The 25,419-nt window shown below is 31.9% G+C and carries 23 protein-coding genes and 3 pseudogenes; 17 read left to right on the plus strand and 9 right to left on the minus strand.

Annotated elements, in window-relative coordinates; translation table 11 throughout:
• Positions 1–211: 211 nt before the first annotated feature.
• The gene (locus AAHN00_RS00475; RefSeq protein ID WP_342271785.1) at positions 212–1,354 is read right to left on the minus strand and encodes an MFS transporter; all 1,143 of its coding nucleotides are present in this window, start codon (positions 1,352–1,354) and stop codon (positions 212–214) included.
• Between the two features lie 566 nt (positions 1,355–1,920).
• Between AAHN00_RS00475 and AAHN00_RS00480 the strand changes: the two genes are divergently transcribed.
• The 9 genes from AAHN00_RS00480 to ccmE all read left to right on the plus strand — a co-directional run bounded on the left by AAHN00_RS00480 (position 1,921) and on the right by ccmE (position 10,608).
• The gene (locus tag AAHN00_RS00480; protein ID WP_342271786.1) at positions 1,921–4,047 is read left to right on the plus strand and encodes an Rne/Rng family ribonuclease; all 2,127 of its coding nucleotides are present in this window, start codon (positions 1,921–1,923) and stop codon (positions 4,045–4,047) included.
• A gap of 16 nt (positions 4,048–4,063) precedes the next feature.
• Positions 4,064–4,567: a hypothetical protein gene (locus AAHN00_RS00485; RefSeq protein ID WP_342271787.1), complete on the plus strand. Its 504-nt coding sequence runs from the start codon at positions 4,064–4,066 to the stop codon at positions 4,565–4,567.
• 135 nt (positions 4,568–4,702) lie between these two features.
• Complete coding sequence (gene holA / locus AAHN00_RS00490) at positions 4,703–5,680, plus strand: DNA polymerase III subunit delta (RefSeq protein ID WP_342271788.1); 978 nt, start codon at positions 4,703–4,705, stop codon at positions 5,678–5,680.
• Positions 5,681–5,789: 109 nt separating this feature from the next.
• Positions 5,790–6,074: a nucleotidyltransferase domain-containing protein gene (locus AAHN00_RS00495; RefSeq protein ID WP_342271789.1), complete on the plus strand. Its 285-nt coding sequence runs from the start codon at positions 5,790–5,792 to the stop codon at positions 6,072–6,074.
• Positions 6,075–6,103: 29 nt separating this feature from the next.
• On the plus strand, positions 6,104–6,622 hold the full coding sequence (locus AAHN00_RS00500; protein WP_342272711.1) for a HEPN domain-containing protein: 519 nt from the start codon (positions 6,104–6,106) through the stop codon (positions 6,620–6,622).
• A 47-nt stretch (positions 6,623–6,669) separates the two neighbouring features.
• A complete protein-coding gene (locus AAHN00_RS00505) occupies positions 6,670–7,719 on the plus strand; it encodes an IS110 family transposase (protein ID WP_342271790.1) in 1,050 nt (349 codons plus the stop codon).
• A 690-nt stretch (positions 7,720–8,409) separates the two neighbouring features.
• Positions 8,410–9,408, plus strand: coding sequence for a porphobilinogen synthase (gene hemB, locus AAHN00_RS00510; RefSeq protein WP_341751806.1), 999 nt, complete (start codon positions 8,410–8,412; stop codon positions 9,406–9,408).
• Between the two features lie 22 nt (positions 9,409–9,430).
• Positions 9,431–10,087 (plus strand): SCO family protein, encoded by a 657-nt coding sequence (locus AAHN00_RS00515; protein ID WP_341755841.1) that lies wholly within the window; start codon positions 9,431–9,433, stop codon positions 10,085–10,087.
• 107 nt (positions 10,088–10,194) lie between these two features.
• Positions 10,195–10,608, plus strand: coding sequence for a cytochrome c maturation protein CcmE (gene ccmE / locus AAHN00_RS00520; protein ID WP_341751809.1), 414 nt, complete (start codon positions 10,195–10,197; stop codon positions 10,606–10,608).
• Between the two features lie 224 nt (positions 10,609–10,832).
• Here ccmE and uvrC read toward each other — a convergent pair whose 3' ends face one another.
• The 6 genes from uvrC to AAHN00_RS00550 all read right to left on the minus strand — a co-directional run bounded on the left by uvrC (position 10,833) and on the right by AAHN00_RS00550 (position 16,083).
• Positions 10,833–12,695 carry an excinuclease ABC subunit UvrC gene (gene uvrC / locus AAHN00_RS00525; RefSeq protein ID WP_342271791.1) on the minus strand — a complete coding sequence of 621 codons (1,863 nt, stop codon included), beginning with the start codon at positions 12,693–12,695 and terminating at the stop codon, positions 10,833–10,835.
• 71 nt (positions 12,696–12,766) lie between these two features.
• On the minus strand, positions 12,767–14,167 hold the full coding sequence (locus AAHN00_RS00530; protein ID WP_342271792.1) for a sodium:solute symporter family protein: 1,401 nt from the start codon (positions 14,165–14,167) through the stop codon (positions 12,767–12,769).
• A gap of 197 nt (positions 14,168–14,364) precedes the next feature.
• On the minus strand, positions 14,365–14,649 hold the full coding sequence (locus tag AAHN00_RS00535) for a type II toxin-antitoxin system RelE/ParE family toxin (protein WP_342271793.1): 285 nt from the start codon (positions 14,647–14,649) through the stop codon (positions 14,365–14,367).
• Entirely contained in the window at positions 14,640–14,861 is a 222-nt protein-coding gene (locus tag AAHN00_RS00540) for a DUF6290 family protein (RefSeq protein WP_341751813.1), read from the minus strand. Before AAHN00_RS00540 ends, AAHN00_RS00535 begins: the two co-directional genes overlap by 10 nt.
• Positions 14,862–14,930: 69 nt before the next feature.
• Positions 14,931–15,362: a tRNA (adenosine(37)-N6)-threonylcarbamoyltransferase complex ATPase subunit type 1 TsaE gene (gene tsaE / locus AAHN00_RS00545; RefSeq protein ID WP_342271794.1), complete on the minus strand. Its 432-nt coding sequence runs from the start codon at positions 15,360–15,362 to the stop codon at positions 14,931–14,933.
• 34 nt (positions 15,363–15,396) lie between these two features.
• Positions 15,397–16,083: a hypothetical protein gene (locus tag AAHN00_RS00550; RefSeq protein WP_342271795.1), complete on the minus strand. Its 687-nt coding sequence runs from the start codon at positions 16,081–16,083 to the stop codon at positions 15,397–15,399.
• A 254-nt stretch (positions 16,084–16,337) separates the two neighbouring features.
• Between AAHN00_RS00550 and AAHN00_RS00555 the strand changes: the two genes are divergently transcribed.
• The 7 genes and pseudogenes from AAHN00_RS00555 (at position 16,338) to AAHN00_RS00585 (ending at position 21,167) form a co-directional block, all read left to right on the plus strand.
• A complete protein-coding gene (locus AAHN00_RS00555) occupies positions 16,338–16,643 on the plus strand; it encodes a phage portal protein (protein ID WP_410521400.1) in 306 nt (101 codons plus the stop codon).
• 75 nt (positions 16,644–16,718) lie between these two features.
• On the plus strand, positions 16,719–17,903 hold the full coding sequence (locus AAHN00_RS00560) for an IS3 family transposase (protein WP_342270912.1): 1,185 nt from the start codon (positions 16,719–16,721) through the stop codon (positions 17,901–17,903).
• A 64-nt stretch (positions 17,904–17,967) separates the two neighbouring features.
• Positions 17,968–18,624 (plus strand): annotated as a pseudogene (locus tag AAHN00_RS00565) (phage portal protein); the annotation flags it as partial.
• 61 nt (positions 18,625–18,685) lie between these two features.
• On the plus strand, positions 18,686–19,666 hold the full coding sequence (locus tag AAHN00_RS00570; RefSeq protein WP_342271025.1) for a transposase: 981 nt from the start codon (positions 18,686–18,688) through the stop codon (positions 19,664–19,666).
• A 15-nt stretch (positions 19,667–19,681) separates the two neighbouring features.
• Positions 19,682–19,903: pseudogene (locus AAHN00_RS00575) on the plus strand (phage portal protein); the annotation flags it as partial.
• A complete protein-coding gene (locus AAHN00_RS00580; protein ID WP_342271796.1) occupies positions 19,900–20,163 on the plus strand; it encodes a hypothetical protein in 264 nt (87 codons plus the stop codon). The pseudogene AAHN00_RS00575 and the gene AAHN00_RS00580, both read left to right, overlap by 4 nt.
• Positions 20,164–20,510: 347 nt before the next feature.
• Positions 20,511–21,167, plus strand: a complete 657-nt coding sequence (locus AAHN00_RS00585) for an IS6 family transposase (protein WP_342271797.1) — start codon at positions 20,511–20,513, stop codon at positions 21,165–21,167.
• Between the two features lie 22 nt (positions 21,168–21,189).
• Here AAHN00_RS00585 and AAHN00_RS00590 read toward each other — a convergent pair.
• Positions 21,190–22,423, minus strand: a pseudogene (locus AAHN00_RS00590) (IS256 family transposase).
• A gap of 445 nt (positions 22,424–22,868) precedes the next feature.
• The gene (locus tag AAHN00_RS00595) at positions 22,869–24,053 is read right to left on the minus strand and encodes an IS3 family transposase (protein ID WP_342270912.1); all 1,185 of its coding nucleotides are present in this window, start codon (positions 24,051–24,053) and stop codon (positions 22,869–22,871) included.
• A 365-nt stretch (positions 24,054–24,418) separates the two neighbouring features.
• On the opposite strand from AAHN00_RS00595, the gene AAHN00_RS00600 reads away from it, so the two are divergent.
• Positions 24,419–25,399 (plus strand): transposase, encoded by a 981-nt coding sequence (locus AAHN00_RS00600; protein WP_342271025.1) that lies wholly within the window; start codon positions 24,419–24,421, stop codon positions 25,397–25,399.
• Positions 25,400–25,419: the final 20 nt, after the last annotated feature.

Below are 25,419 nucleotides of genomic sequence, written 5' to 3' on the forward strand. Positions count from 1 at the left end.
TGTAATAGGTTTGATGTCATCCCCGTACAGGCTTTACCCGTGTGGATCACTAGTATACTCGGTGAACTGTAAGAATTGGCGTTCTCGCGACCAAATATCTCCGCTCCTCATGTACTAGTTGTCCAGTAGTGTGACTAGTTGTACGCTCCAGTACTTGACACTCGTACTCCGAGTAGCAATTTAGTCTTGGGAAACTGTTTAGATTATACCCCTACCACCTGTACAATTTCCGTTTAAAAAAATACCAAGAATAATAAAGTACAAAAGTTCCAACAACGCTAAATGTAGAAAATAAAAAACCTTGTTCATCAGAAAGACCATAAGATATATATGAAGATAAAGCTCCAGAATACGCACCAATAGCACACATAGTTAAATATATTACAAGTGCGGTTCTAAAATCTTGTGTCTCGAATTTATTGGATAATATTAATATGTTACAAATAAAAATAGCACATAAACATACGCCAATTGTAGAAAGGAGATAGATATTACCTATTAAAGTTACCCCATAATTCGGTAAAAGAATAAAGCTGACTAAAAGGATAATTATCAATATTAAGTTAGCAAGATATTTATTGATTATTTTTAATAATAGAATAACAGGTGATATCAAGAAAAATATGCTTATAAGTGTAGAATGTGTAATAGATTCTATCTTTGATACAGGAAGATGTTTTTCCAATGCAAATTCTTCATAATACCACAATATATCGAAAGTAATGTAAGATACCATAAAGCCTGTTAGTATCTGTAATTCTATATTTTCTATTAAGAATGAAAACCTAGAAACTAAAGTTGTATTTTTATTAACACTCTCTCTTTGTAAGCAAGTTATAATAATGAAACTATAAAGTAATATGCATAATAATAAACCGTTTATGGCTGATACGAGAAAGTCGGTTAGTGAATTAACTGCAAAATACCCAGCTATCCATAACAAAGAAAAAATGATAAGAGAGAAATATTTGTAATTATTGGTAGATTCTATAATTTTTATGATAGTTATGGTTATATAAGTGTAGTATGCAGAGGCCATTACAATAAAATTGATTCTAAGGAGTGTGTAGTCCTGCATCATAATTATGTTTAATATACCTATTATAAGTATAACTAAACTAATAATGGTAGTTTTGTTATCACTGATTTTGTTAATTAATGGAGTTAAGAATAAACCAGCTATTATATAACCTAACATTTCGATTGATTCGATATGGTTTAGTTCCTCCCCAGATAAGCCTTTACTTAGCAGAAAACTTGGCATTATAATTGCATTGATGTAAGTGATACATGCAAAAAGAAATACGCTAAGAAACAATAGCAGAACTGTTTTTAAATGATTATTTTGGGTCATAAATAATTGTTTGCTAAACTAGATTACATCGTATATAAATTTTGTTAGTTGAGAGGCGTTTCAGAGGTTTTTATATAACCAAAAGTACATTATATCACTCATTATGATTTGTCTAATTAATTTGTTATTTTGACCATTAATAAAATATTATATAACCAAGTAGGTATAATAGTTCTCGATGTCATCCCCGCTTCACTGTAGAATCCAAACAGCCTGAATAACTGTTAGGTATCATGGATTTCCGCTTTTAGCTAGGAATGATCAATGGCATAGTAATGTTATATCGAATTTAGGTTAAGTAGAGTTTTTTAGTTATTTGTTAGGTTAATGTACTTGTTAAATGTTTTCTCATTAAAACTTAATATTAAGTTTTAAATTTGTTATAATATTCTCTAATGTTGCTAAATTTACAGAGCTTAGAGATATATACTCAAATGATTTGAAGAATTGGATTCGAAAATGAATGGTGAGTATGCTAGGAGTTACGCATGCAAATCCATGATATTTTCAAAAAACAATTCGTAGGAGCAGAAGAGTATACCTAGAAATTTACGAGTAAAAAATTAATGAGTAAAAAAATTATAGTTGATGCTAACTTCCCTAATGAAACAAGGGTGGTTTTACTGAATCATAGTAACAATATCGAGGATATTGAATATGAAACAGCCATAAAACAACAAATCAAAGGTAATATATATCTTGCAAAAGTTATAAGAGTTGAAGCAGCGTTGCAGGCTGCCTTTATAGATTATGGTCCGGACAAAAGCGGATTCTTGCCTTTCAATGAAATTCATCCATATTATTATAATGTACCAGTATCTGATCTTAAATCTTTGACTTCTATAAATAAATTACAAGAAATTTCTCTTTTAGATATTACCCAAGATGATTTTGTAGAATCTGAAACAAAGAGGGATTATAATCCAATAATAGATAGTGAAGAAATTGATTTAAATGCTATAGAAAGATTAGTGGACGAAAAAATTCAGGTAGAATTTAATTTGGATGTCTTAGATAATGATATTGAAACAATAAGTGTAGACAAAAGTGATAGAGAGGAAGACAATAAACAAAAGCAATACAAAATTCAAGAAGTAATAAAAAAAGGACAAGTTATGCTTGTTCAAGTTACAAAAGAGGAAAGAGCTAATAAAGGTGCATCATTTACAACCTTTATATCTCTTGCGGGAAAGTATTGCGTTCTGATGGCTAATACTCCATTGCAGAATGGTGTATCGCGGAAGATATCCAATGCTGATGAGCGAAAAAGGCTTAAGAATATAGTCAGTAAAATAACTGCAAATAATAACAGTAGTGGGTCAAGTATCATAATTCGTACAGCTGGTGCTGGCTGTACTACTTTAGACATAAAAAGAGATTATGATTATTTAGCAAGATTATGGAATAAAATTAGGGAGAATACTCTTAAATCTGTAGCTCCCTGTTTTATACATGAAGAAGATGGTCTAATTCAAAAAGTCATAAGAGATATGTGTGATCCTACTGTTAAAGAGTTGATAATACAAGGTAGTGGGGCTTATCAAAATGCTGTGAAATTCATGAAGGATATATTACCTATTGATTTGGTTAAGCTCAAAGAATACAAAAATAAGGTACCAATTTTTACAAAATTTGCTGTTGAGGAACAACTAGCAAAACTATACCAACCGGTTTTTGCTTTACCTTCTGGTGGTTATATAGTGATAAATCCAACAGAAGCACTTATTTCAATTGATGTTAATTCAGGAAAAGCAACTTCTGAAAAAAATATTGAAGAAACGGCATTAAAGAGTAACTTAGAAGCTGCTAGAGAAATTGCTAGGCAAATTAAATTAAGAGATTTATCAGGCTTAGTGGTTATTGATTTTATCGATATGTATGAGGCTAGAAATCGTAGGATTGTCGAGAGGTCTTTTAAGGAATTTTTAAGTAGAGATCGTGCAAGAATTCAAACTGCTCATATTAGTCAATTTGGTTTGCTTGAGATGTCTCGTCAAAGATTAAGCCCCTCATTTTTGGAATCAAATTCATCGATTTGTTCATATTGTAACGGTAAGGGTCTTGTTAGGGCAGATGAGTCAAATGCTATGTTGATTCTACGTACGGTAGAAAATGAAATTTTTAATGAAAATATTGATTTAGTAAATATTTTTGCTAATATTCATTCAGTTATCTATTTACTGAATAATAAACGTTCAGAAATATCTCTAATTGAAGACAAATATAATTTAAAGTTAAAATTCCACGTTGATCCTTCTGCCACTTCTGATAATTATTCAATTGAAAAAATAAAATTGCCGAAGAAATCTAGCCATACAGAAACTGGTAATAAGCCATTAATTCAGAATCAGTCCTCTAATTATCAAGAAGAAAAGAGTATTAAAGAGACTCCTGTTCCTAACAAGAAGAAGCAAAAATGGAAAATACCTAATAAATTAGAAACTAGTAGTGAATCAAATAAGGATATAGAAAAAATTGATAAAGAGGTAATTGATGCTATTAAAGAAACTAATAAGCCAGTAGTGGTAAATGAATCGGATAACGGAGATAATGACCTTGACACCAATAAGTCAAGCCGTAAATATATTGAGAAAAAATCAAATTATTCTCGCCCCTCTAGAGTACGTAACTATAATAAACGTAAGGTAAATAACAATGATAGTGGACAATCTCAGGAGGTAGCTAATAGTTAAAAATGGTAAATATAATATGGTACGTTTAAATTTATTATTAGCTCTTGCTTACTTATTTTTATTTACCTCTTGTAGTTTAAAACCTGTATATAGTAATAAATATAGCACGCAGGAATTAAGCCAATTAAGTAGCATTGCAATTGAACCAATAGCATCTATTGAAGGTGCAGAATTTTGTTACTATTTATCGAGTATTTTACCAAGGTCTACAACAGCCACAACAAAGTATTTATTAAAGGTAAAATTTACCAACAAACGTTTATCACTGATTCTTCAAAAGAATTCTGATGTGTTAAGAGAAGCAATCAGTCAAACTGTTCAATATAGGTTAGTTGATATTGTTACTAATAGAGAAGTGACAACAGGAACATTTAGTCATATAACCTCTTATAGTACAGCTGCTTTACCATATCATAGCTATATAGATGAAGAAGTAGCATTGAAAGACCTTACAAAACAAGGAGCAGATGATATCCTAGCAAGATTAATTTTATATTTTAAGAGAGTGCCTACGAACTGAATAATTTTTGAGGAATTTTTAGGAGAAATGTAGCTGAGTACCGCAACGTACTTAATGTACGTGAGGAACGGAAGCAAATTTTGACGACAAAATTACCAAAAAGAATCAGTTTGTTTTAACAAAATAGAATTAAAGATGAAGCTTTACCTATCACAAATCATTCAGCTACTTGATAAGGTAGAAAATGGACAAATTAAGGCTCTGTTGCTTTATGGTCCAGATAAAGGGTACATTGATAAAGTTTGTAAGACTTTAGTGAAGAAATTTGACTTACTAAAAACCTCTATAGAATATTCTGAAATTAAAAATCGATCTCTCGAGACTTTAGTTAATACCCAAAATTTCTTTATGCAAAAACAATTGATTATAGTAAGGTCAGTTGGTGAGTCTATAGATAAATCTTTAAAACTAGCTCTCAGTAAAGAGTCATTGCATTTCTTAGTTTTTATTGCTGATGAATTATCAGCTGCTTCTAGTATACGTAAGTTTTTTGAAACTGAAACTTATTTAGCTTCTCTAGCTTGCTATCACGATGATGAACACAAAATTACTAAGATAATTTTACAAAAATGTAACAGTGTTGGTAAGGTTATAAGTGAAGATACTGTTAACTATTTAACAGATCGTTTAAAAGGTGACCATCAAACACTAATTAATGAAATCAATAAGTTAATATATTTTACATTTGATAAAGATCAAATCACCTTGGATGACGCACTAGCTGTAGTTAGTGATGATTTTACAGGGAATGGGGATAATTTATGCGTTTATTTTTCCTCAGGAAATCTTGATAATTTTTTACAAGAATTCACCAAACTAAAACAACAAAATATTAATGAAGTGCTAATTATCAGAGCATTAATCAGGTATTATCTAAATCTATACACTGTATTGAATAAATTAGCAATGGGTGTTAATATAGATATGGCTATAAAATCAGTATCTCCACCAATTTTCTATAAATATGTGCCAAATTTTAAGCAAGCTCTAAATAAGGTTAACTTAGAAGATTGCATTAAAACATTAAAATATTTAGAGCAAGCAGAAATTGATTACAAGCTAAATCCAGCTGGCTTTGATATATATCAACAAGTTTATGTTAAAACATATTGATTGGAGATAATTATGCATAAAGCAAATTTTTAAGGAATCTTCTAGTTAAATTGCCAACAAAATAAGTAAAATTATATAATATATTCTCAAAATATAACGATAAATCTATATGAAAACTACCTTACCTAGCCGTTCTATGATAATTCAAGAAAAGCTTGATGAGATTGTAAAAGAAATTTTAGCAGTTGGAAAAGATAAGATAGCGATGATTATTTTATTTGGCTCTTATGCTAGGGGAGATTGGGTACAAGATGAGTATAAAAAAGGTCATATTACCTATAGCTATCAAAGTGATCTCGATATTATGTTAGTCATGAAAAAAGGCAAACATGCCGGTCTTGCCGGGTTAGTAATAGAAGACAAAATAGAAAAAAGGTTGGAAAAAAATCATTAAGAAGTCCTTTTGAGTTATGGGTAACTTTGGTGCTAGAATCAATTAAGACGGTAAATAGTCAGTTAGAGAAGGGGCATTATTTCTTTTCCGATATAAAAAAAGAAGGAATTCTTTTATATGATAGCGGTGAATTTCAGCTGGCAGAAGCTAAAAATTTACCATGGGAAGAAAGAAGACAAATAGCTAAAGAGGATTATGAATACTGGTTTGCAAGAGGCAAAGGTTTTTTTATTGATTGTAAATATCCATTAGAAAGAAAAGATTATGCTTTATCAGCTTTTTACCTTCATCAAACTACCGAAAGTTTTTATAATGCTATCCTGTTAGTTTTTTCCGGTTATAAACCGAAACTGCACGATATACGAAAATTAGGTAGCATAGCTGGAAATTACAATGAAGAACTATGGCAAATATTTCCTCATTCCAGCATTGAACAAAGGCAATGTTTTAGATTACTTGAACAGGCTTATATTGAAGCTCGTTATAACAAAGATTATAAAATAATGGTATGGACCTACCCTATATACAGAATGAGAAGCGTATGCTAATCTTCTAGGATAGGAAATGAATCCTAAACAACAATAAGGAGGTCCATATGGAAGTTACCACAATTGGTATAGATATTGCAAAAAGAATTTTTCAAATTCACGGTGTAGATAAAAATGGCAAGACAATATTAAAGAAGAAATTAATGAGAGAACAGGTTTTAACTTTTATGGCTAACGTACCAAAATGTCTAGTAGGCATGGAAGCTTGCGGTGGAGCTAGCTATTGGGCAAGAGAATTAATAAAATTAGGTCATAATGTAAAACTAATGGCACCACAGTTTGTTAAGCCTTATGTCAAAACCAATAAAAATGATCAAGCTGATGCAGAAGGAATATGTGAGGCAGTAGCAAGACCTAGTATGAGGTTTGTACCCATTAAAACTGTAGAGCAACAAGATATTTTATTTATTCATAGGGTAAGACAGAGATTGGTAAAAAATCGTACTGCACTTGCTAATGAGATTAGAGGGCTATTATATGAATTTGGTTTTACTATTCCGCAAGGAATCAATAAGATTATAACAAAATTAACTGAGATTTTAGACGAAGGGCATTTAAGTCAGCTAAGCTACCAAACATTTAGTGAGTTAAAAGAAGAATTTGTAGAAAATGATAAAAAAATAAAAGAGCTAGAACAACGATTAAAAATCATAGCTAGCCAGTATAGTAATCACCAACAACTAATGATGATACCAGGTATAGGTTTAATAACTGCCACAGCCTTAATAGCCTCAATAGGTAATGCTAGTTGTTTTGAAAATGGTAGGCAACTATCAGCATGGCTGGGATTAGTGCCAAGGCAACACTCTAGTGGTGGCAAAAATAAGTTGCTTGGTATTAGTAAAAGAGGTGATATCTATTTACGTACTTTTTTAATTCAAGGGGCAAGATCCATTCTGAATAGCAAGATAAGATTTACCACGGAAGAACAAAAATCTAAAAAAGATTATAGCAAGTTTACTGAGTGGATGTTTAATTTATCTGAGAGAAACGGTCATAATAAAACAGTTGTCGCGGTAGCTAATAAGCTAGCAAGGGTGGTATTTGCATTACTTAGTTCAGGTGATGATTATACCGAGAGTAAAGTTTGTAATTAAAAAACTACTCCAAATAATTGATGAAATGACATTATAGGTAATAGAAGTTTAACAAATTCCAATCCGGAATATGCGAAGAATGATAATATTGATGGTAACTAAGACGAACCTTAGCTTACAAAAAAACTGATTTAGCTAAGGGCTATTTATAAGTCGATAAAATAATAAGTATAAGTTTGTAAGCCAGCGAATTCCATCAGGGCTATAGGATAAATTGCTTGATTTATTGTCTATAAGCCGGATACATGACTGCATTCGATTTTTTTGCTGTTATATATTATTTTTTTCTTGCATTGTTGGGTAGGTCCATACATAATTAAAGAACAGCTACTTTACCTTATTGATAGAGTTAAAAAATTAAAAACAGTGACGGAAAAAATTTGCTTGGAAAGGATTAATGGAAAAGAAGTACTGTGATTTGGCTTAATCTTACTATAATAAAAACAAAGTAATTAAGAACAGGAGAGTCTTTAAAGACTAAAGATCATTGAATTATCAGGTTAAGTGAAGAAAATGATAATTTTTATCGATTAAATGTTAAATATCGCTTAGTGGGTGCATTAATTGTGATATAAGTAGTAACTAGAAGTTATGAAGTAAACACTAAGACAGGGTAATTAAAAGCCTACTTGCGGCTTTGAATGAAAAATAATAGACTAGTGCTATTAAACAAAAAAACGTGGAAAAGTGATGTACCCAACAATAAGATTAAGAAGAAATAGAAAAACGCGGTGGCTAAGAGAATTAGTAGAGGAGAATAGTCTTGGCGTGGATGATTTAGTGCTAGCATTATTTGTGGTTGAGGGCGAGAACCAGCGTCAAGAGATCAAAACTATGCCTGGCGTATATAGATTATCTATTGATCAAGTAGTGTTGACGGCTAGGCAGGCTTATGAAAATGGCATAAATGCTATAATACTCTTCCCTTGTATAGATGCAAAATTAAAAAGCGATAATGCTGATGAAGCATATAATCTAGATAATTTAATGTGTAGAACTATACGAAGTATAAAAAATGCCAACATCGATATTGGTATAATATGTGATGTTGCCCTAGATCCTTACACTACCCATGCACATGATGGTATTCTACATAATGGGGATGTAGATAATGATAGAACGGTTAAAGCTTTGTGCAACCAAGCTTTAGTTTTAGCAAAAGCTGGGGTAGATATTGTAGCCCCATCTGATATGATGGATGGTAGGATTATGGGCATACGTCAAATACTAGATTCAGAAGGGTTTATTAACGTTAATATACTATCTTATGCGGTAAAATATGCTTCAAGTTTTTATGGTCCATTCAGAGATGCATTGAACAATAATAAGACAGCTTATCTAAATAAAGCGACCTACCAAATGGACGTACGTAATAGCAGAGAAGCTATGTTAGAGATAGAACATGATCTTGCCGAAGGTGCAGATATGATTATGATTAAACCTGGTATGATGTTTTTGGACGTCATAGCACAAGCGGCCAATAACTTTAATACTACTATATTTGCTTATCAGGTAAGTGGTGAATATTCCATGTTAAGATTTGCGGCAGATGCCAATGCCTTAAATTGGCAAGCAAGCATAATAGAATCATTGGTATGTTTTAAGCGTGCTGGAGCAAAGGGCATTGTTAGCTATGCTGCATTAGAAGTAGCACAAATATTGAATAAGCAGTCTGTTATAAAAAAATAGTATCGCAAAGGTGAAGAATACAATGCAAAAAAAATGTAATATTAATTCGAATTGTCAGGCTAATATTGTTATAAAAATTATCTTAGTAGTAGGTTTATTGATAACTATTACGTCATTGTATTTTTGGTTATCTTTTGATATACCGCAAAAACCCCTTGCTGGGAAGGGAGGAGAGGATAATATTGACGTGCAAATTGGTGGAAACTTTGAGCTAACTGATCAAGACGGCAAGACTTTTAATAGTGATAATTTGAAAGGAAAATTAAGTTTAATTTATTTTGGTTTTACTTATTGCCCTGATATTTGTCCTACTTCTTTGCAAAAATTAACAGAGGTCATTAATACTCTTGATAAATATAAAATTGATGTTGAATTTGTTTTTATTACTGTAGATCCTCAGCGTGATACTCCAGCAGTGCTTAAAGAATATTTAAAGCATTTTAATTCTAAATTTATTGGTTTAACAGGTAATGAACAACAAATTAAAGAGGTTGCTGATAAGTTTAAAGTGTATTATGCTAAAGCAAATGATGGTGAAAATTATATGATTGATCATTCTTCTTTTAGTTATTTAATGGATCAACAAGGGAAATATATGAAGCATTTTTACTTAAATAGTTCTGCTCAAGAGATTATAGATTTTATTAGAGTGAAGCAGCAAAATCAAAAAAGATATTAAGATGTTTAATTATCTACTAGTCTCATACCTGTTTGCTTTTGCTGCTCTTGCATTATTGTTAATAACAAGTTGGCTAGATTATAATAAAATTAAAGTTAGATCAAGTAATGCAAAAAAAGGTAAAAAATAGATTAAAGTTTATATTATTTTACCTTTTATGCAGTGCTGGGGGAATATATATGATATTATACAATCTTGAAGATAGTATAGTATTTTTTTATCCTCCGTCAAAAATTAACGAGTTAAAACTTGGCAAAGAATTGAGAGTAGGGGGCTTAGTTAAAGTAGGCTCAATCAGAAAAATTACTGCTGATAAAGTGCATTTTGTCATTACAGATGACATTAAAGACCTAGAAATATCTTACCAAGGAGTTTTACCCGCTTTATTTCGTGAGAATCAAGGGATAGTAGCTGTAGGTAAGTTATCAGGTAATATATTCATAGCTCGTGAGTTATTAACTAAGCATGATGAAAATTATTCTCCAGCCTCACCTAACGTAGTTAAAAGACAAACTGGCTAAAAATATGCTATGAGATAATAATGATTATTCGAATCATCTTAATTTTAACATGTTTTTTTGTAGTTAAAGTACAAGCTTTACCTGTTACTCGTGATACAGGTAGCTTACCGGGGTGGTATAGTTCTAGACTTATCTAATCTTAATAATAGACTTCTTTCGAAACTCTACTTCTGCTGGTGATTTGGACAATGATGCGGTACTCGAATCCGTAACGAAATTATAGGTTATTTGTTATGTAATGATGTAAAAATATGCTTTGCAAGAGTTTTGCTTATACCTTTTACCTTAGATAATTCCTCAATAGTAGCATCACATATTGCTTTATATGAGCCAAAATAATGTAACAAGGCTTTTTTTCGGATAAGGCCAACTGAATTTATGTCATCTAGACTAGAAACTTTAATGGCTTTAGAACGGCGTAGCCTATGATTTTTTATAGCAAAATTATGAGCTTCATCACGCAGAATCTGTAAATATTTCATAATTGGCAGGTTTTTATCGATTGTAAAAGACTCTTTACCGGGCATATGAAATTGTTCGCATCCGGCATTTCTGTCAGATCCTTTTGACATACAAACAAATGGAATTGCAAGATCAAATTCTGCCATTGTTTTTTGTACTACTGATAGATGTCCTTTTCCTCCATCAATAATCATCAAACTAACTATACTCTTTAGAGGTTCTTTTTTTAATCTTGTAAATCTTCTTGTTAGGACTGTTCTTAGCATTTCATAATCATCACCTCTATTGGCATCACCCCCATTGGCATCTGCACTTCCAGTGGGTATATTAAAAATCCTATATTCTTTTTTATCGAATCCGGATTTAGTCGCAACGATCATACTACCTACGGCAAATGTTCCCATAATGTGACTATTATCATAAACTTCTATTCTATCTGGTAGTAGTGGTAGGTTGAATAATTGTTGTATTTGTTGAAAGATCATTTGATTTTTAGCAAATTGTTTTAAATGCTGATCAAGTGCTAGCTGACCATTCAATTCAGCATTTTCTAATAATTTTACTTTATTACTGCGGATAGGGTGTATTATAGACAATTTATTATTAGCACTAAGTTGTTTAATAGCTTTAGTTACTAATTCTAGATCAATGATTGGATGATTTATAATTATCTCATCTGGAATCTGAGCAGTTTGATAAAATTGATTGATAAATTGTGTTAGAATTTCAGCTTTGTTGCTCTCTTCAGTGTGAATTGGGAAATAAGGTATATTCCCGTAAGATTGACCGAATCTATATACAAATAGTTGGATACAGTAATAATTATTTTTTTCAACAATAGCTATAACATCAGCATTTTTTATAGAACTACTGGATAAGGTTGATTTTAGTTGGATATAACTCAGTGCTTTTATTCGGTCTCGTATTTTGGCAGCAGCTTCAAAACGTAATTGTAGACTTAATTGTTCCATTTTGTCAGATAGAGTTTTTTGTAGTTCCTTAGTTCTGCCAATTAAGAAGTCTCTTACTTGGCTAACCAGCTCACTATAATCTTCTTTAGTAATTTTGCCAACGCATGGGGCAGAGCATCTACCAATTTGGTATTGTAAACAAGGACGCTTGCGGTTCTTAAAATAATTATCACTACAAGAACGTAGTTTAAAAATTTTTTGTAATTCTTTTAGGGTAGTATCTACTTGCTCTGAAGAAACAAACGGACCAAAGAATTCACCACTAGATAAATTTTTCCCTCTATATTTAATTAATAGTGGGTAATCAGTATCCAAACGTAATTTGACATAGGGAAAAGATTTGTCATCTTTAAGTAATATGTTAAATTTTGGCTGAAACTTTTTTATTAATTGTGCTTCAAGTAATAAAGCTGCAATTTCGGAGTTAGTAACATTATACTCTAAATAATGTGTTAGAGATACCATGCGTATTGTTTTATTGTCAAGATCAGTTTTAATATAGTTAGTAAGACGTTTTTTTAGATTCTTAGCTTTCCCCACATAGATAACTTGCTGATCAGCACCCAGCATTTTATAAACCCCAGGAAGATTAGGAGCATTCTCAAGATGAGATTTTATTAATTCACTACCTATAAGTTTAGATTTTTGTAACATAATTTACCAAACAACCTGAGTTTGACATAATATTAACTGTACGTACGACTGTACTCCTTATTTATCAAGGCTTATAGCTCAACTTTCAAATTACCTAGCTTTTTGGTAATTAATCCTATGCAGAAGACTAACAAACTGCACATAGTACCAACAAAGACAGGCTTTAGACAAGAATTATGAGTGAAAAAATATGTCCAAATGAGAAAAGATGTGACCCCGCTTAATCCACATAAAACCATCATTTTTTGTATTATAGTAATGTTGAAAAGAGCAAATACTAGAGGGACTAATATTAGTGGTCCCCAAAATCCAGTAATAAACATTACTAAATCAATTACATTATTAAATTTTAAGGCAACAATTATTGCAAAGCTGCCGATTACGACATTAGTAATTCTAGCAATTAACAATAATTTCTTTTGATTTTGTATTTTAAAAATAGGATTTAATAAGTCCTTCACTAAAGCTATTGAGGTAACATTTAAATCAGAATCAGCAGTAGACATAACTGCTGCAAGTAAGCCAACTATCACAAAGCCTTGTAACCCTGAGGGCACTATTTGATCAATTAGATGTGGTAATGCAAGATTAGAGGAGTAATTGGGATAAAGATTATAGGCAATCAAACCATTTAAGGTGATAAATATTAAGAATATAGCATATATAACTGATTTTATATATATAGCGGTACTAGTCTTTTTTGCATTATTATTAATTAGAGCCCTCTGAATAAAATTAGGATATAAATTCATTACACAAAAACCTAGCATGACAGTTATCGTATTAATAAATATCTCACTGGCAAAATTATTATTATAGATAAAATACACTTTTTCATTAGGTAGTTGTTGGATAAATTCACTAATGCCAACTTTATTGAGACCACATATGGCAATAACTGGAATAGCCATTATCATTGCAAAGAATTGTAATAAATTAGTAAACATAATCGATTGTAATCCACCAATAGTTGTGTAGATGATAACAATTCCATAGCTTAATATTACTCCTTCTAAATAATTAATCTTTAAAATATATTGAAAAATATAACCACTAACGCTAATTTGGGCAGCAACAAAGCCTATAGATACCATAACAGATGCAGTGCCAGCAATAAAACGACCTGATATACTATAATATTTTACCATTATATCACCGACACTTTCTGCTCCATAATGTTTAGTTATTTGGGGTACAAGATAAATAGCTATGAGTATATCGATTGGTAGAGTAAGTATTAGTCCGTAGCTATACGATAAATCACCGGAAAAGGCTTTTTCAGCAATACCAAAAGTAGCCCCTCCACCAACAGATGAAGCAAAAATAGTTGCAACCAACAATAGTTTATTATTGCTAGTCTTACCTTGAACGGTAGCATAATCTGTAAAACTTATAAGTCTAGATCTATAGTATGTACCAACAACAAGTATTGATAGCAAATATACCAATACAATAATATTATCAAGGGTCATTTAATTATTTTTATTGAAAGCGACAGAGTATACTCGGTGAACTTCAAGAATTGGCGTTGTCGTGTCTAAAGATCTCCGCTGCTCACGTACTAATGTACGCTCCGCTGCTCGACTTTGACACTCCTAGCTCTTCTTGAAGTTGACCTTCGTCTACCAACTCTTCATTTACGAGCAGAGTATAATATAAAAAAACTTTTTCAATAACTGCAATTATCTTTATATATATCTTTTCTATGTTTTATAGCGACTATAAAAATCGTTTTAATTTTCGGCTCAATTCTATAGACAATACGATAATCGCTAACTCGGGGGCGTCTATGACCTTTCAGGCTATAACGTAAAGGTTTTCCAAAACCAATAGGGTCGATCATCAAACGCTCTTCAATAACTTTTTTAATAAGTGCCTTAGCTTTTGTAGAGAGAGAAGGAATGTGTTTGTTTATTACTTCTTCTAAATAACGTACTTGATATTTTACTTCCATGTATCATCATGGCTATAAGTTTTGACAGCGTCCTTATCAAGTTTCTCTGCTACTTTAGATAGATAGAAGTCCTCACGCATTTCTAAAGCTTCAAGAGCTAATTCACGCACTAAACTCGCAACAGACTTATGCTCCTGATGAGCTAAATGTGAGAGTAAACCAGCAGTTGTTTCTTCAAAAGTTACATTGATTCTTGGGTTTTTTGTTGCCATGATGTATAGCTTTATTAATGTTTAGCATAAGTGCAATGTAACACCTTTACATCACTTTGTCAAAGGATATTAGAAACAAGCAATGCTACAAGATCGTTTGTTACCTTCGAGTATTTGTAAATGAATTTTGGTTATAGGTCTAGGTAATATTTTTTCAATTAGTTCTGGCCATTCAATTAGACAAAGATTACCCTGAAGGGCTTCTTCTATACCTAGTTCATAAATTTCTTCTAAGTAGTTTAAACGATAAAGATCAAAATGATAAATCGTGAATTTTGATGTCGTATAAATTTGTAGCAAATTAAAAGTAGGACTAATAATATGAGTAGCAGAGCCACAAAAATACTTTATGATCTCTCGACATATCAATGTTTTCCCGCAGCCTAAATCACCGGAGAAAGTTATAATTTTACTAGATTCTAAATTTTTAGCAATAGTTTGTGCAAACGATATAGAATCTTGTTCATTATTTAAAATAATAGACTCTTGTTGAAACTTCATTGGATATTCAAATTTGGGAGTGAATCAATAGAAGTTAGGAAACTGCCTGTTTTTCCTCTTCCAAGCGATCAACCTTAGTTAAGAACCAATCTGTATTTTTCGAGATAAGGCTTCTAGAAAACGTCCATTCTTCTTGCATATATTTTATACTACTAGTTATTTTTTCACCTGTGAATAATACTTTTATGAAAATATTATTAGCGAATGTATAAGCTTCAGAAATTCTAGCATCTAGTACGCTGCCATTGACAAATTCTCCATAAGTTTCAGAAAAAATATGGAATTCTTGTATATATCTTTTATCCACCAATGTAAGTAAATCTTCAATATCATCATCATTAGAGGCTTCAATAATCAGTTCCAAGGCTGCTTTTGCACTATTTAGAAATTTTCTTGCTTTAAATGATGGAAGTTTAGCCAATACAGCTTCAAGACCAGCTATTATAGCAGTGGAATTCTCTTCAACTATTAACCCATCAAGCTCCATAGGGTTAATAGTAGGGGTTTTTACCACGCTATGAGGCAAATTATTCTTAAAAATATTACTAGCAGTAGTTTTTGCTGTATAAGTAACGTCTTTGATTCCTGTTTCACCAAAAAAGGAAGATTTGCGTTTAGCTGGATCATCCTCTGATGTAGAGCCAAGAGTAGCAATTAGCCTATTTATAATAATAAAAGCAACTCCAGCAAAAATTAACAACTCTATTATTTGAGCAGACATTAATATAACTCTATTAGTTTGAATTCCTTATATATCCCTGAATTCGATGTAACAAGTTAACACTAGACTCAGTGTCATCTCTGTTAGGGGTGTGATGTTACCCTAGGCTATTAAACCAATGTCTTACATCGAACTTAAGATTATACATATTCTATTGTAAAATTTAAAGATTTGGAAGTTATTTATGCACCAAAATACTTAGTGCAAGTACAAAATATGTTATAAGTGACAATTATTATTTATTTTAGGTGAATATGATAACAAAATATTTAAAAAAAATCTTTAAAGCTAAGTCCTGTAAATCACATACATTTATTGATTTTACTGCTTTAGGGAATTCGGAATTTAGGGATGTAAAAGTTGGTATAGAGGCATATCGTAAAAATGTTATAGTTTATCGATGTGTGAATTTAATAGCACAGTCAGCAAGCCATGTACCTTGGATAGTTAATAAAAATAATCGAGGAGCTTTGGAAAAAATACCAAATCATCCTGTTTATAATTTATTGAAAAGACCTAATCCAGAGAAAGCAGGGGCAGATTTTTTTATAATGGACTGAAAAAATTAGACAAAGAAGCAGGTATTTTTGTTTCTCAATAAGTATAGAATAATAAATAAAATTAAAGAGAAACAAATGGGTAAAAAACAAATTAAAAATTTTAGTGCAGAAGCAAAAACTAAAATAGTATTAGAGATGTTAAAAGAAGAATCAACAATAGGTCAGTTATCGGTCAAATATGAAGTAACGGCTAAAACTATGCAAAACTGGAAACGACAATTTTTAGATAATGCGTCATTGGCATTTGAGCCAGCAAAAGCTGTTAGTGAGTACAAAGGGCAGATTAGTGAACTTAAGAATCAAAACGATGAACTTGCAAAAGCATTAGGTAAGGCTACAGTCGAGAGGGACTGGGCGGTGGGAAAGCTAAACAGCTTGGACTTATCAAATAAGAAAAGTCTTGTCGACCCCAAGCTGAGTACGTTAGCAAAGACAAGGCAATGTGAACTATTAAAGATAAGCAGATCTGGAGTATATTATAAAGCTAAAGTAATGAGCTTATATAATCTTGATATTTTAAATAGAATAGATGAAATATATACGGATAACCCTGAGTATGGTTATCGTTATATATACAAACAATTATTGGAAGACGGCTTTAATGTGGGCAGAGATAGGGTGCTTAAATATATGGGAATAATGGGTATAGAAGCTATTCATCCTCATAAAAAGCAATCTACTTCTGTGAAGGATGGTCAACATAAAATTTATAGCTATTTGCTTGAGCCGTACTGGCACAAATCAGGAACGAATAGAACTATTCATGTACCTTATGTTAATCAAGTGTGGAGTGGTGACATTACTTATATTAGAACTAACGGAGGATTTATGTATCTTGTGGCGATTATAGATTGGCATAGTAAGGCAATACTAAGTTATAAAGTATCTAATTCTATGGATGCATCACTTGTAACCGATGTATTAAAAGATGCACTGAATAAATACCCTGCACCACAAATATTCAATAGTGATCAGGGTAGTCAATATACTGGACATGAGCATACGGGAATTCTAAAAGAGAATAATATACAAATCTCAATGAACGGTAAGGGTAGAAGCATTGATAATATTGTGATTGAAAGATTTTTTAGAACTTTAAAATATAATTGTATATTTATAAATGATTTTAAAAATATCGCAGAACTTAAAGATGGTATTGATAAATACATGGATAAATATAACAATCAAAGATTCCATTCAAGTATTGGTTATAAAAAACCGATGAACGTGTATCTTGATTACTTACAAAATGCAGCTTAAAAATTATGTAAAATGGGAAACAAAATTAGTGAAAAATTTGTCTTGAAAAATCAGTCCAGTTTCTTTCGGTGAAGTGATAGCAAGTAAGCTGTTATATGGTAATGCCTATATTTTAGCTACGTTAATGAATAATCGCCCCCGGGAAATGTACTTACTGCCTAGCAATGCAACTGAGTTAGTATTAGATAAGAACTATCCAGTAGCGTATAGATATATGAGTAGTAGTGGAGAGAAAATTTATCCTATCTCAGCAATTAATCGAATGAGTAAGGTGTTACATTTAAAAAATTATCATCCTACTAATTCGTATTATGGATTATCTTGCCTTGATGCTGCTTCTTTACCAATTGATTTACATTCACAAGCTACTAGTTGGAATAGTTCTTTACTGAGGAATGGGGCTCGTCCAAGTGGAGCGTTGATAGTCAAAGAAACGAATGGTTATCTTAGTGACGAACAGTTTGACAGGTTACATGAACAGCTTACCGAAAAATTTACCAGTAGTAATAATTCTGGTAAACCTCTTCTTTTGGAAGGCGGGCTTGATTGGCAGGAAATGAGTATTAATCCAAAAGATATGGATTTTATTGAAGCAAAAAATTCTGCTGCCAGGGAAATAGCTTTAGCTTTCGGCATTCCACCTCAATTGCTAGGTATTAATGGTGATAACACTTATAGTAATATGCAAGAAGCTAGGTTAGCTCTGTGGGAAGAGACGTTAACAGGAGTTTCGCACTTAGCAAAAAATATGTTAATCTAGCAAGAAAGAGTTTTAGTTAAGCATGGCAAGATCAAAATGTAGCAAAGACTTATATAAATCATTTTTACAAGCAAGTAGCGTAAGATATAGTGGTAAAGCATTATCTGAAGTAAGTCCAATAAACCTATCTCATGATAGTGCAAGTCGATGGTTAAATAGTAAGGATTTCCGCCCTAGCGGGATCTACAGAGAAGTGTCAAAATATATTGATAGGGAAGCTTCTTGTTTATTAGTGGGAGATGACACGTTATTGTCAAAGCAATACAGTAAGAAAATTGAGCTTGTACATTATCAATATTCTGGAGCTGTACATGATGTTATACCTGGTATAGGGATGGTCAACTTACTGCATTACAATGCTAAAACTGATCAATCTACCCCTGTAGATTATAGAATATATGATAAAGAAACTGATGGAAAAACAAAGAATGAGCATTTTTGTGATATGCTTACTTTAGCTAAGGAAAGAGGGATCAATCCTGATGCAGTAGTAATGGATGCGTGGTATAGCGGTTTGGAGAATTTGAAACATATACGTAATTTAGGTTGGACATGGGTTAGTAACCTAAGAAAAAATAGAAAAGTTAATCATAATGTTAGCTTAGAAAGTTTAGAGATTCCTGATGAGGGACTAAAAATTCACCTACGTGGATACGGTTGGGTTACGGTATTTAAGTTTGTGGCAAAAAATGGTCGCATTGATTACATAACAACTAACTTAGAAAATCCAACACGTGAACAAATAGAGAAAATTGTTAAGGCACGGTGGTCTATAGAAGTTTATCATCGAGAATTAAAACAAACTTGTGGTATTGAACGCTGTCAGGCACGCACGGGTCGAGCTCAGAGAAATCATATTTGCCTTGCCGTATTTGCTTGGCTCGATATGAACAAAAGGAGGATAAATGAAAAAATTACTTTATATCAACAAACTTGGGAAGTTATAAAAACATCAATTCAGAACAACATTAGATGCCTTTTAGCTGATTCGCAATTTTGCTAACTGCGAAACTCCTGGTTAATTCCGTTGCTTGATAAATTATCAGATGCTTTAGGTAATTGGTTATCACATTGGTATCAGGAGGAGATTATTATTGATTTTGATCGGGATAGTATTTCAGCATTGACCGAAAAACGTGAGAATTTATGGGCTAAAATATCCAATGCTAGTTTTATGACTTTGAACGAGAAAAGGTCTCTTGTTGGGCTTAAGCCTATAGATGGTGGAGATAGATTATGACAAACGACACAATTACCATATTACATAGTTTCGTTACTAAGATAATTTCTCTACTTGAAAATGAACTAGACGAGCTAGAATCAAGAAAATCCAAGGGGGAGATAATAATTAAAAAGAATATTACTGAAACACTGAATAAATTAGTTAATTTAATTATCCAGCTAAATAAGCTCAGTAAAGATGAGTATTTAAATGAAAACACCATAATGAAAGAAGAGGATAAAGAGATTATAGCTGAATTTTTGAGTAAATATCAATGACTTATCCAAAGAAATTATTACATGCAATATTGAGGTAAGATTTTAATAGTTTTATCAATAAAGTATTTAATACCATTAATCCTGGCACAGAATATCAAGCCAATTGGCATATTGAGCTAATTGCTGAATATTTGCAGGCTGTACAGAATGGAGATATTAAGAGGTTAATCATCAATATGCCGCCTAGGTCTCTAAAATCGGTGTGTATTGGGGTAGCATGGCCAGCTTGGATATTAGGACATGATCCGTCAAAAAGGATTATGTCTGCCAGCTATTCCCAAGGGTTCTGTCGCATATGTTGGACAATAGAAAAAAGATTGATATAATGATCTAAAAAAGATGTTAAGATGTTTCGTATTACTGCAAGATTATTATCATATTTCAAAGGATTTTGTTCTTCACCAGAAATAATAATGTTATTTGTCTATATGAAATGCCGATTTTCTTTAAGTTATCGAGATTTGGAAGAAATGATGAGTATAAGGGGAGCAAAAATTGATCACTCTACATTACAAAGATGGGTTATAAAATTTGTACCATTGATAGATCAGGTGGTTAGAAAAAGAAAGAAGCCAGTTGGTAGTAGTTGGAGAATGGATGAGACTTATATTAAATTAAACGGTAAATGGGTTTATTTATATAGAGCACTAGATAGTCTTGGTAATACTGTAGACTTTCTGCTACGTAAGCATAGAGACAAGCCTGCAGCACTTGCATTTTTTCGTAAAGCCTTTAGAGAGAATAATTTTCCTGAGAAAGTAGTAATTGATAAAAGCGGTAGTAATACGGCTGCTCTTAATGATTTGAATACAGAAGTTCCTAAAGATTATAAAATTAAGGTTATTCAGACCAAATACCTGAATAATCTTGTAGAACAAGATCATAGGTTTATCAAAAAACGTACAAAGCCAATGCTTGGTTTTAAGAGTTTTCATTCTGCAGAAATGACTATTACCGGTATAGAAAATATTCGTATGATGCAAAAAAGGAGCCTTTCTAATTAAGTGTGTAAATTTTTCATAGGGCTTAAATTCTACCTTCAAATTTTATCAAAAAGTGAGCCATAGCTGCGTTCCAGTTTGGAATCGGCATAACCCATTTCTTGGTCATATAATCAATTGCCAAATACAAGGTCTTAAAAACGGCATTATCATTTGGAAAAACCCGTTTATTCTTAGTAACCTTACGTAATTGGCTATTGACAGATTCTACACTATTAGTTGTGTATATTACTTTCCTTATCGCCTCAGGGTATCCTAGAAAAACCATTAAATTTTCCCAATGAACATACCAAGATTTAGCAATTTGTAGATACTGTTTACTCCATTTAGCTTCAAAAGATTCTAAAGCAAGATGTGCTTCTTCCTCTGTGCTAGCAGTATATATAGGCTTTAAATCAGCCGCTAATTCTTTTCGGTCTTTATATGATACATATTTTAAACTATTTCTAATCTGATGTACAATACATAATTGATGTTCGATTTTCGGAAAAACTGCTTCTATTGCCTCAGACATACCGGTTAAATTATCACTGCAAGCAATAAGCATGTCTTGCATACCTCTGTTCTTCATCTCAGTAAAATTACCAAGCCAAAATTTCGCTCCTTCATTTTCACTGATCCACAATCCTAAAATATCCTTCCTTCCAGATAAATCAATACCTAATGCTACATATACAGACTTATTGATAATTCGTTTATCTTGACGTACTTTTACTACTAAACAGTCAAAAAATACTATAGCATATACTCAATACTATAGCATATACTCGATCCAATGGTCGGCTTTGCCATATCTTGACATCCTCAATTACATCATCAGTAATTTGACTTATCAAACTTTCGCTAACGTCAGCTCCATACAATTCTTGCATTTGAATCTTAATATCAGATAAGCTCATTCCTTTAGCGTATAATGATATTATTTTATCATCAAATCCTTCAATACGTCTTTGACGCTTCGGAATTAATGCAGGTTCAAATGTACCACTTCTATCCCTTGGAACCTCAATCTCTACAACTCCATTATTTGTTACTAGATTCTTTACATTCCTACCATTACGAACATTATCACTATCAGTATGACAATATTTATCATATCCTAAATGATTATTCATCTCTGACTGCAATGCCTTCTCTACAAGCCGTTTGGTTAATTGTTTTAATAAACCATCCTCTTTAAGTAATGTTGATATATCTGTATCATTATTTATTAATAAATCTATCGCTTGATTCATTGCTTCATTTTGTTTTTGGTGCATTATAATTTCTCCTTTTGTTATATTATATTTTTATATAACCTTTGAAAAATTTACACACTTATTTGTACAGAGCCCAAAAAAGACAAATAATTGGAGCTAATGATAATCTTTCTACTTTTGAGAATTTTGCTATGTTAATGGCATCATAATGTCCAAAACCTTAGTTTTAACAATCTTGATGTAGTATGATTTATAGATGCGACAAAACCTACTATTACACCTACTTTACCTGATTCTATCTTTAACTCTTTAGCTAATACTACCAACAGACTTAACATTGGCACATATTCTACTGATATTTCTTTATATTCTAATTTTACTTCTGCCGCTTACTTACCTAATCTAGAAAATAAAATAGCTTATCTTAATAGAACTAAAATGTGAAACTGGACTGATTTTTCAAGACAAATTTTTCACTAATTTTGTTTCCCATTTTACATAATTTTTAAGCTGCATTTTGTAAGTAATCAAGATACACGTTCATCGGTTTTTTATAACCAATACTTGAATGGAATCTTTGATTGTTATATTTATCCATGTATTTATCAATACCATCTTTAAGTTCTGCGATATTTTTAAAATCATTTATAAATATACAATTATATTTTAAAGTTCTAAAAAATCTTTCAATCACAATATTATCAATGCTTCTACCCTTACCGTTCATTGAGATTTGTATATTATTCTCTTTTAGAATTCCCGTATGCTCATGTCCAGTATATTGACTACCCTGATCACTATTGAATATTTGTGGTGCAGGGTATTTATTCAGTGCATCTTTTAATACATCGGTTACAAGTGATGCATCCATAGAATTAGATACTTTATAACTTAGTATTGCCTTACTATGCCAATCTATAATCGCCACAAGATACATAAATCCTCCGTTAGTTCTAATATAAGTAATGTCACCACTCCACACTTGATTAACATAAGGTACATGAATAGTTCTATTCGTTCCTGATTTGTGCCAGTACGGCTCAAGCAAATAGCTATAAATTTTATGTTGACCATCCTTCACAGAAGTAGATTGCTTTTTATGAGGATGAATAGCTTCTATACCCATTATTCCCATATATTTAAGCACCCTATCTCTGCCCACATTAAAGCCGTCTTCCAATAATTGTTTGTATATATAACGATAACCATACTCAGGGTTATCCGTATATATTTCATCTATTCTATTTAAAATATCAAGATTATATAAGCTCATTACTTTAGCTTTATAATATACTCCAGATCTGCTTATCTTTAATAGTTCACATTGCCTTGTCTTTGCTAACGTACTCAGCTTGGGGTCGACAAGACTTTTCTTATTTGATAAGTCCAAGCTGTTTAGCTTTCCCACCGCCCAGTCCCTCTCGACTGTAGCCTTACCTAATGCTTTTGCAAGTTCATCGTTTTGATTCTTAAGTTCACTAATCTGCCCTTTGTACTCACTAACAGCTTTTGCTGGCTCAAATGCCAATGACGCATTATCTAAAAATTGTCGTTTCCAGTTTTGCATAGTTTTAGCCGTTACTTCATATTTGACCGATAACTGACCTATTGTTGATTCTTCTTTTAACATCTCTAATACTATTTTAGTTTTTGCTTCTGCACTAAAATTTTTAATTTGTTTTTTACCCATTTGTTTCTCTTTAATTTTATTTATTATTCTATACTTATTGAGAAACAAAAATACCTGCTTCTTTGTCTAATTTTTTCAGTCCATTATACTCTGTTCATACTCCAAATAAATTTTACAAAAATCATCTATAAAACTATATAATTCTGTGATATCTTTTCTCATGCCTGTAGTTTGTTTTTTTGTTTAAAAATATAAATACTGCAGGCACTCCTTTTTGACAATCCTTTTATCTATTACTATTTCATCTATATCTTATCCCGAACTGACGTAATTAGTTTCGCAAAACTGTAGGAGATTCACGTATACAGGAGTTTCGCACTTAGCAAAAAATATGTTAATCTAGCAAGAAAGAGTTTTAGTTAAGCATGGCAAGATCAAAATGTAGCAAAGACTTATATAAATCATTTTTACAAGCAAGTAGCGTAAGATATAGTGGTAAAGCATTATCTGAAGTAAGTCCAATAAACCTATCTCATGATAGTGCAAGTCGATGGTTAAATAGTAAGGATTTCCGCCCTAGCGGGATCTACAGAGAAGTGTCAAAATATATTGATAGGGAAGCTTCTTGTTTATTAGTGGGAGATGACACGTTATTGTCAAAGCAATACAGTAAGAAAATTGAGCTTGTACATTATCAATATTCTGGAGCTGTACATGATGTTATACCTGGTATAGGGATGGTCAACTTACTGCATTACAATGCTAAAACTGATCAATCTACCCCTGTAGATTATAGAATATATGATAAAGAAACTGATGGAAAAACAAAGAATGAGCATTTTTGTGATATGCTTACTTTAGCTAAGGAAAGAGGGATCAATCCTGATGCAGTAGTAATGGATGCGTGGTATAGCGGTTTGGAGAATTTGAAACATATACGTAATTTAGGTTGGACATGGGTTAGTAACCTAAGAAAAAATAGAAAAGTTAATCATAATGTTAGCTTAGAAAGTTTAGAGATTCCTGATGAGGGACTAAAAATTCACCTACGTGGATACGGTTGGGTTACGGTATTTAAGTTTGTGGCAAAAAATGGTCGCATTGATTACATAACAACTAACTTAGAAAATCCAACACGTGAACAAATAGAGAAAATTGTTAAGGCACGGTGGTCTATAGAAGTTTATCATCGAGAATTAAAACAAACTTGTGGTATTGAACGCTGTCAGGCACGCACGGGTCGAGCTCAGAGAAATCATATTTGCCTTGCTGTATTTGCTTGGCTCGATATGAACAAAAGGAGGATAAATGAAAAAATTACTTTATATCAACAAACTTGGGAAGTTATAAAAACATCAATTCAGAACAACATTAGATGCCTTTTAGCTGATTCGCAATTTTGCTAACTGCGAAACTCCTGGTATAT

It is taken from the genome of Candidatus Tisiphia endosymbiont of Parasteatoda lunata, assembly GCF_964030955.1.
GTDB lineage: Bacteria > Pseudomonadota > Alphaproteobacteria > Rickettsiales > Rickettsiaceae > Tisiphia.

Coding starts and splice junctions, on each gene's coding strand:
- AAHN00_RS00475 (WP_342271785.1), bottom strand. CDS start 1,354: ATGACCCAAAATAATCATTTAAAAACAGTTCTGCTATTGTTTCTTAGC.
- AAHN00_RS00480 (WP_342271786.1), top strand. CDS start 1,921: ATGAGTAAAAAAATTATAGTTGATGCTAACTTCCCTAATGAAACAAGG.
- AAHN00_RS00485 (WP_342271787.1), top strand. CDS start 4,064: ATGGTACGTTTAAATTTATTATTAGCTCTTGCTTACTTATTTTTATTT.
- holA (WP_342271788.1), top strand. CDS start 4,703: ATGAAGCTTTACCTATCACAAATCATTCAGCTACTTGATAAGGTAGAA.
- AAHN00_RS00495 (WP_342271789.1), top strand. CDS start 5,790: ATGAAAACTACCTTACCTAGCCGTTCTATGATAATTCAAGAAAAGCTT.
- AAHN00_RS00505 (WP_342271790.1), top strand. CDS start 6,670: ATGGAAGTTACCACAATTGGTATAGATATTGCAAAAAGAATTTTTCAA.
- hemB (WP_341751806.1), top strand. CDS start 8,410: ATGTACCCAACAATAAGATTAAGAAGAAATAGAAAAACGCGGTGGCTA.
- AAHN00_RS00515 (WP_341755841.1), top strand. CDS start 9,431: ATGCAAAAAAAATGTAATATTAATTCGAATTGTCAGGCTAATATTGTT.
- ccmE (WP_341751809.1), top strand. CDS start 10,195: ATGCAAAAAAAGGTAAAAAATAGATTAAAGTTTATATTATTTTACCTT.
- uvrC (WP_342271791.1), bottom strand. CDS start 12,695: ATGTTACAAAAATCTAAACTTATAGGTAGTGAATTAATAAAATCTCAT.
- AAHN00_RS00530 (WP_342271792.1), bottom strand. CDS start 14,167: ATGACCCTTGATAATATTATTGTATTGGTATATTTGCTATCAATACTT.
- AAHN00_RS00535 (WP_342271793.1), bottom strand. CDS start 14,649: ATGGAAGTAAAATATCAAGTACGTTATTTAGAAGAAGTAATAAACAAA.
- AAHN00_RS00540 (WP_341751813.1), bottom strand. CDS start 14,861: ATGGCAACAAAAAACCCAAGAATCAATGTAACTTTTGAAGAAACAACT.
- tsaE (WP_342271794.1), bottom strand. CDS start 15,362: ATGAAGTTTCAACAAGAGTCTATTATTTTAAATAATGAACAAGATTCT.
- AAHN00_RS00550 (WP_342271795.1), bottom strand. CDS start 16,083: ATGTCTGCTCAAATAATAGAGTTGTTAATTTTTGCTGGAGTTGCTTTT.
- AAHN00_RS00555 (WP_410521400.1), top strand. CDS start 16,338: ATGATAACAAAATATTTAAAAAAAATCTTTAAAGCTAAGTCCTGTAAA.
- AAHN00_RS00560 (WP_342270912.1), top strand. CDS start 16,719: ATGGGTAAAAAACAAATTAAAAATTTTAGTGCAGAAGCAAAAACTAAA.
- AAHN00_RS00570 (WP_342271025.1), top strand. CDS start 18,686: ATGGCAAGATCAAAATGTAGCAAAGACTTATATAAATCATTTTTACAA.
- AAHN00_RS00580 (WP_342271796.1), top strand. CDS start 19,900: ATGACAAACGACACAATTACCATATTACATAGTTTCGTTACTAAGATA.
- AAHN00_RS00585 (WP_342271797.1), top strand. CDS start 20,511: ATGTTTCGTATTACTGCAAGATTATTATCATATTTCAAAGGATTTTGT.
- AAHN00_RS00595 (WP_342270912.1), bottom strand. CDS start 24,053: ATGGGTAAAAAACAAATTAAAAATTTTAGTGCAGAAGCAAAAACTAAA.
- AAHN00_RS00600 (WP_342271025.1), top strand. CDS start 24,419: ATGGCAAGATCAAAATGTAGCAAAGACTTATATAAATCATTTTTACAA.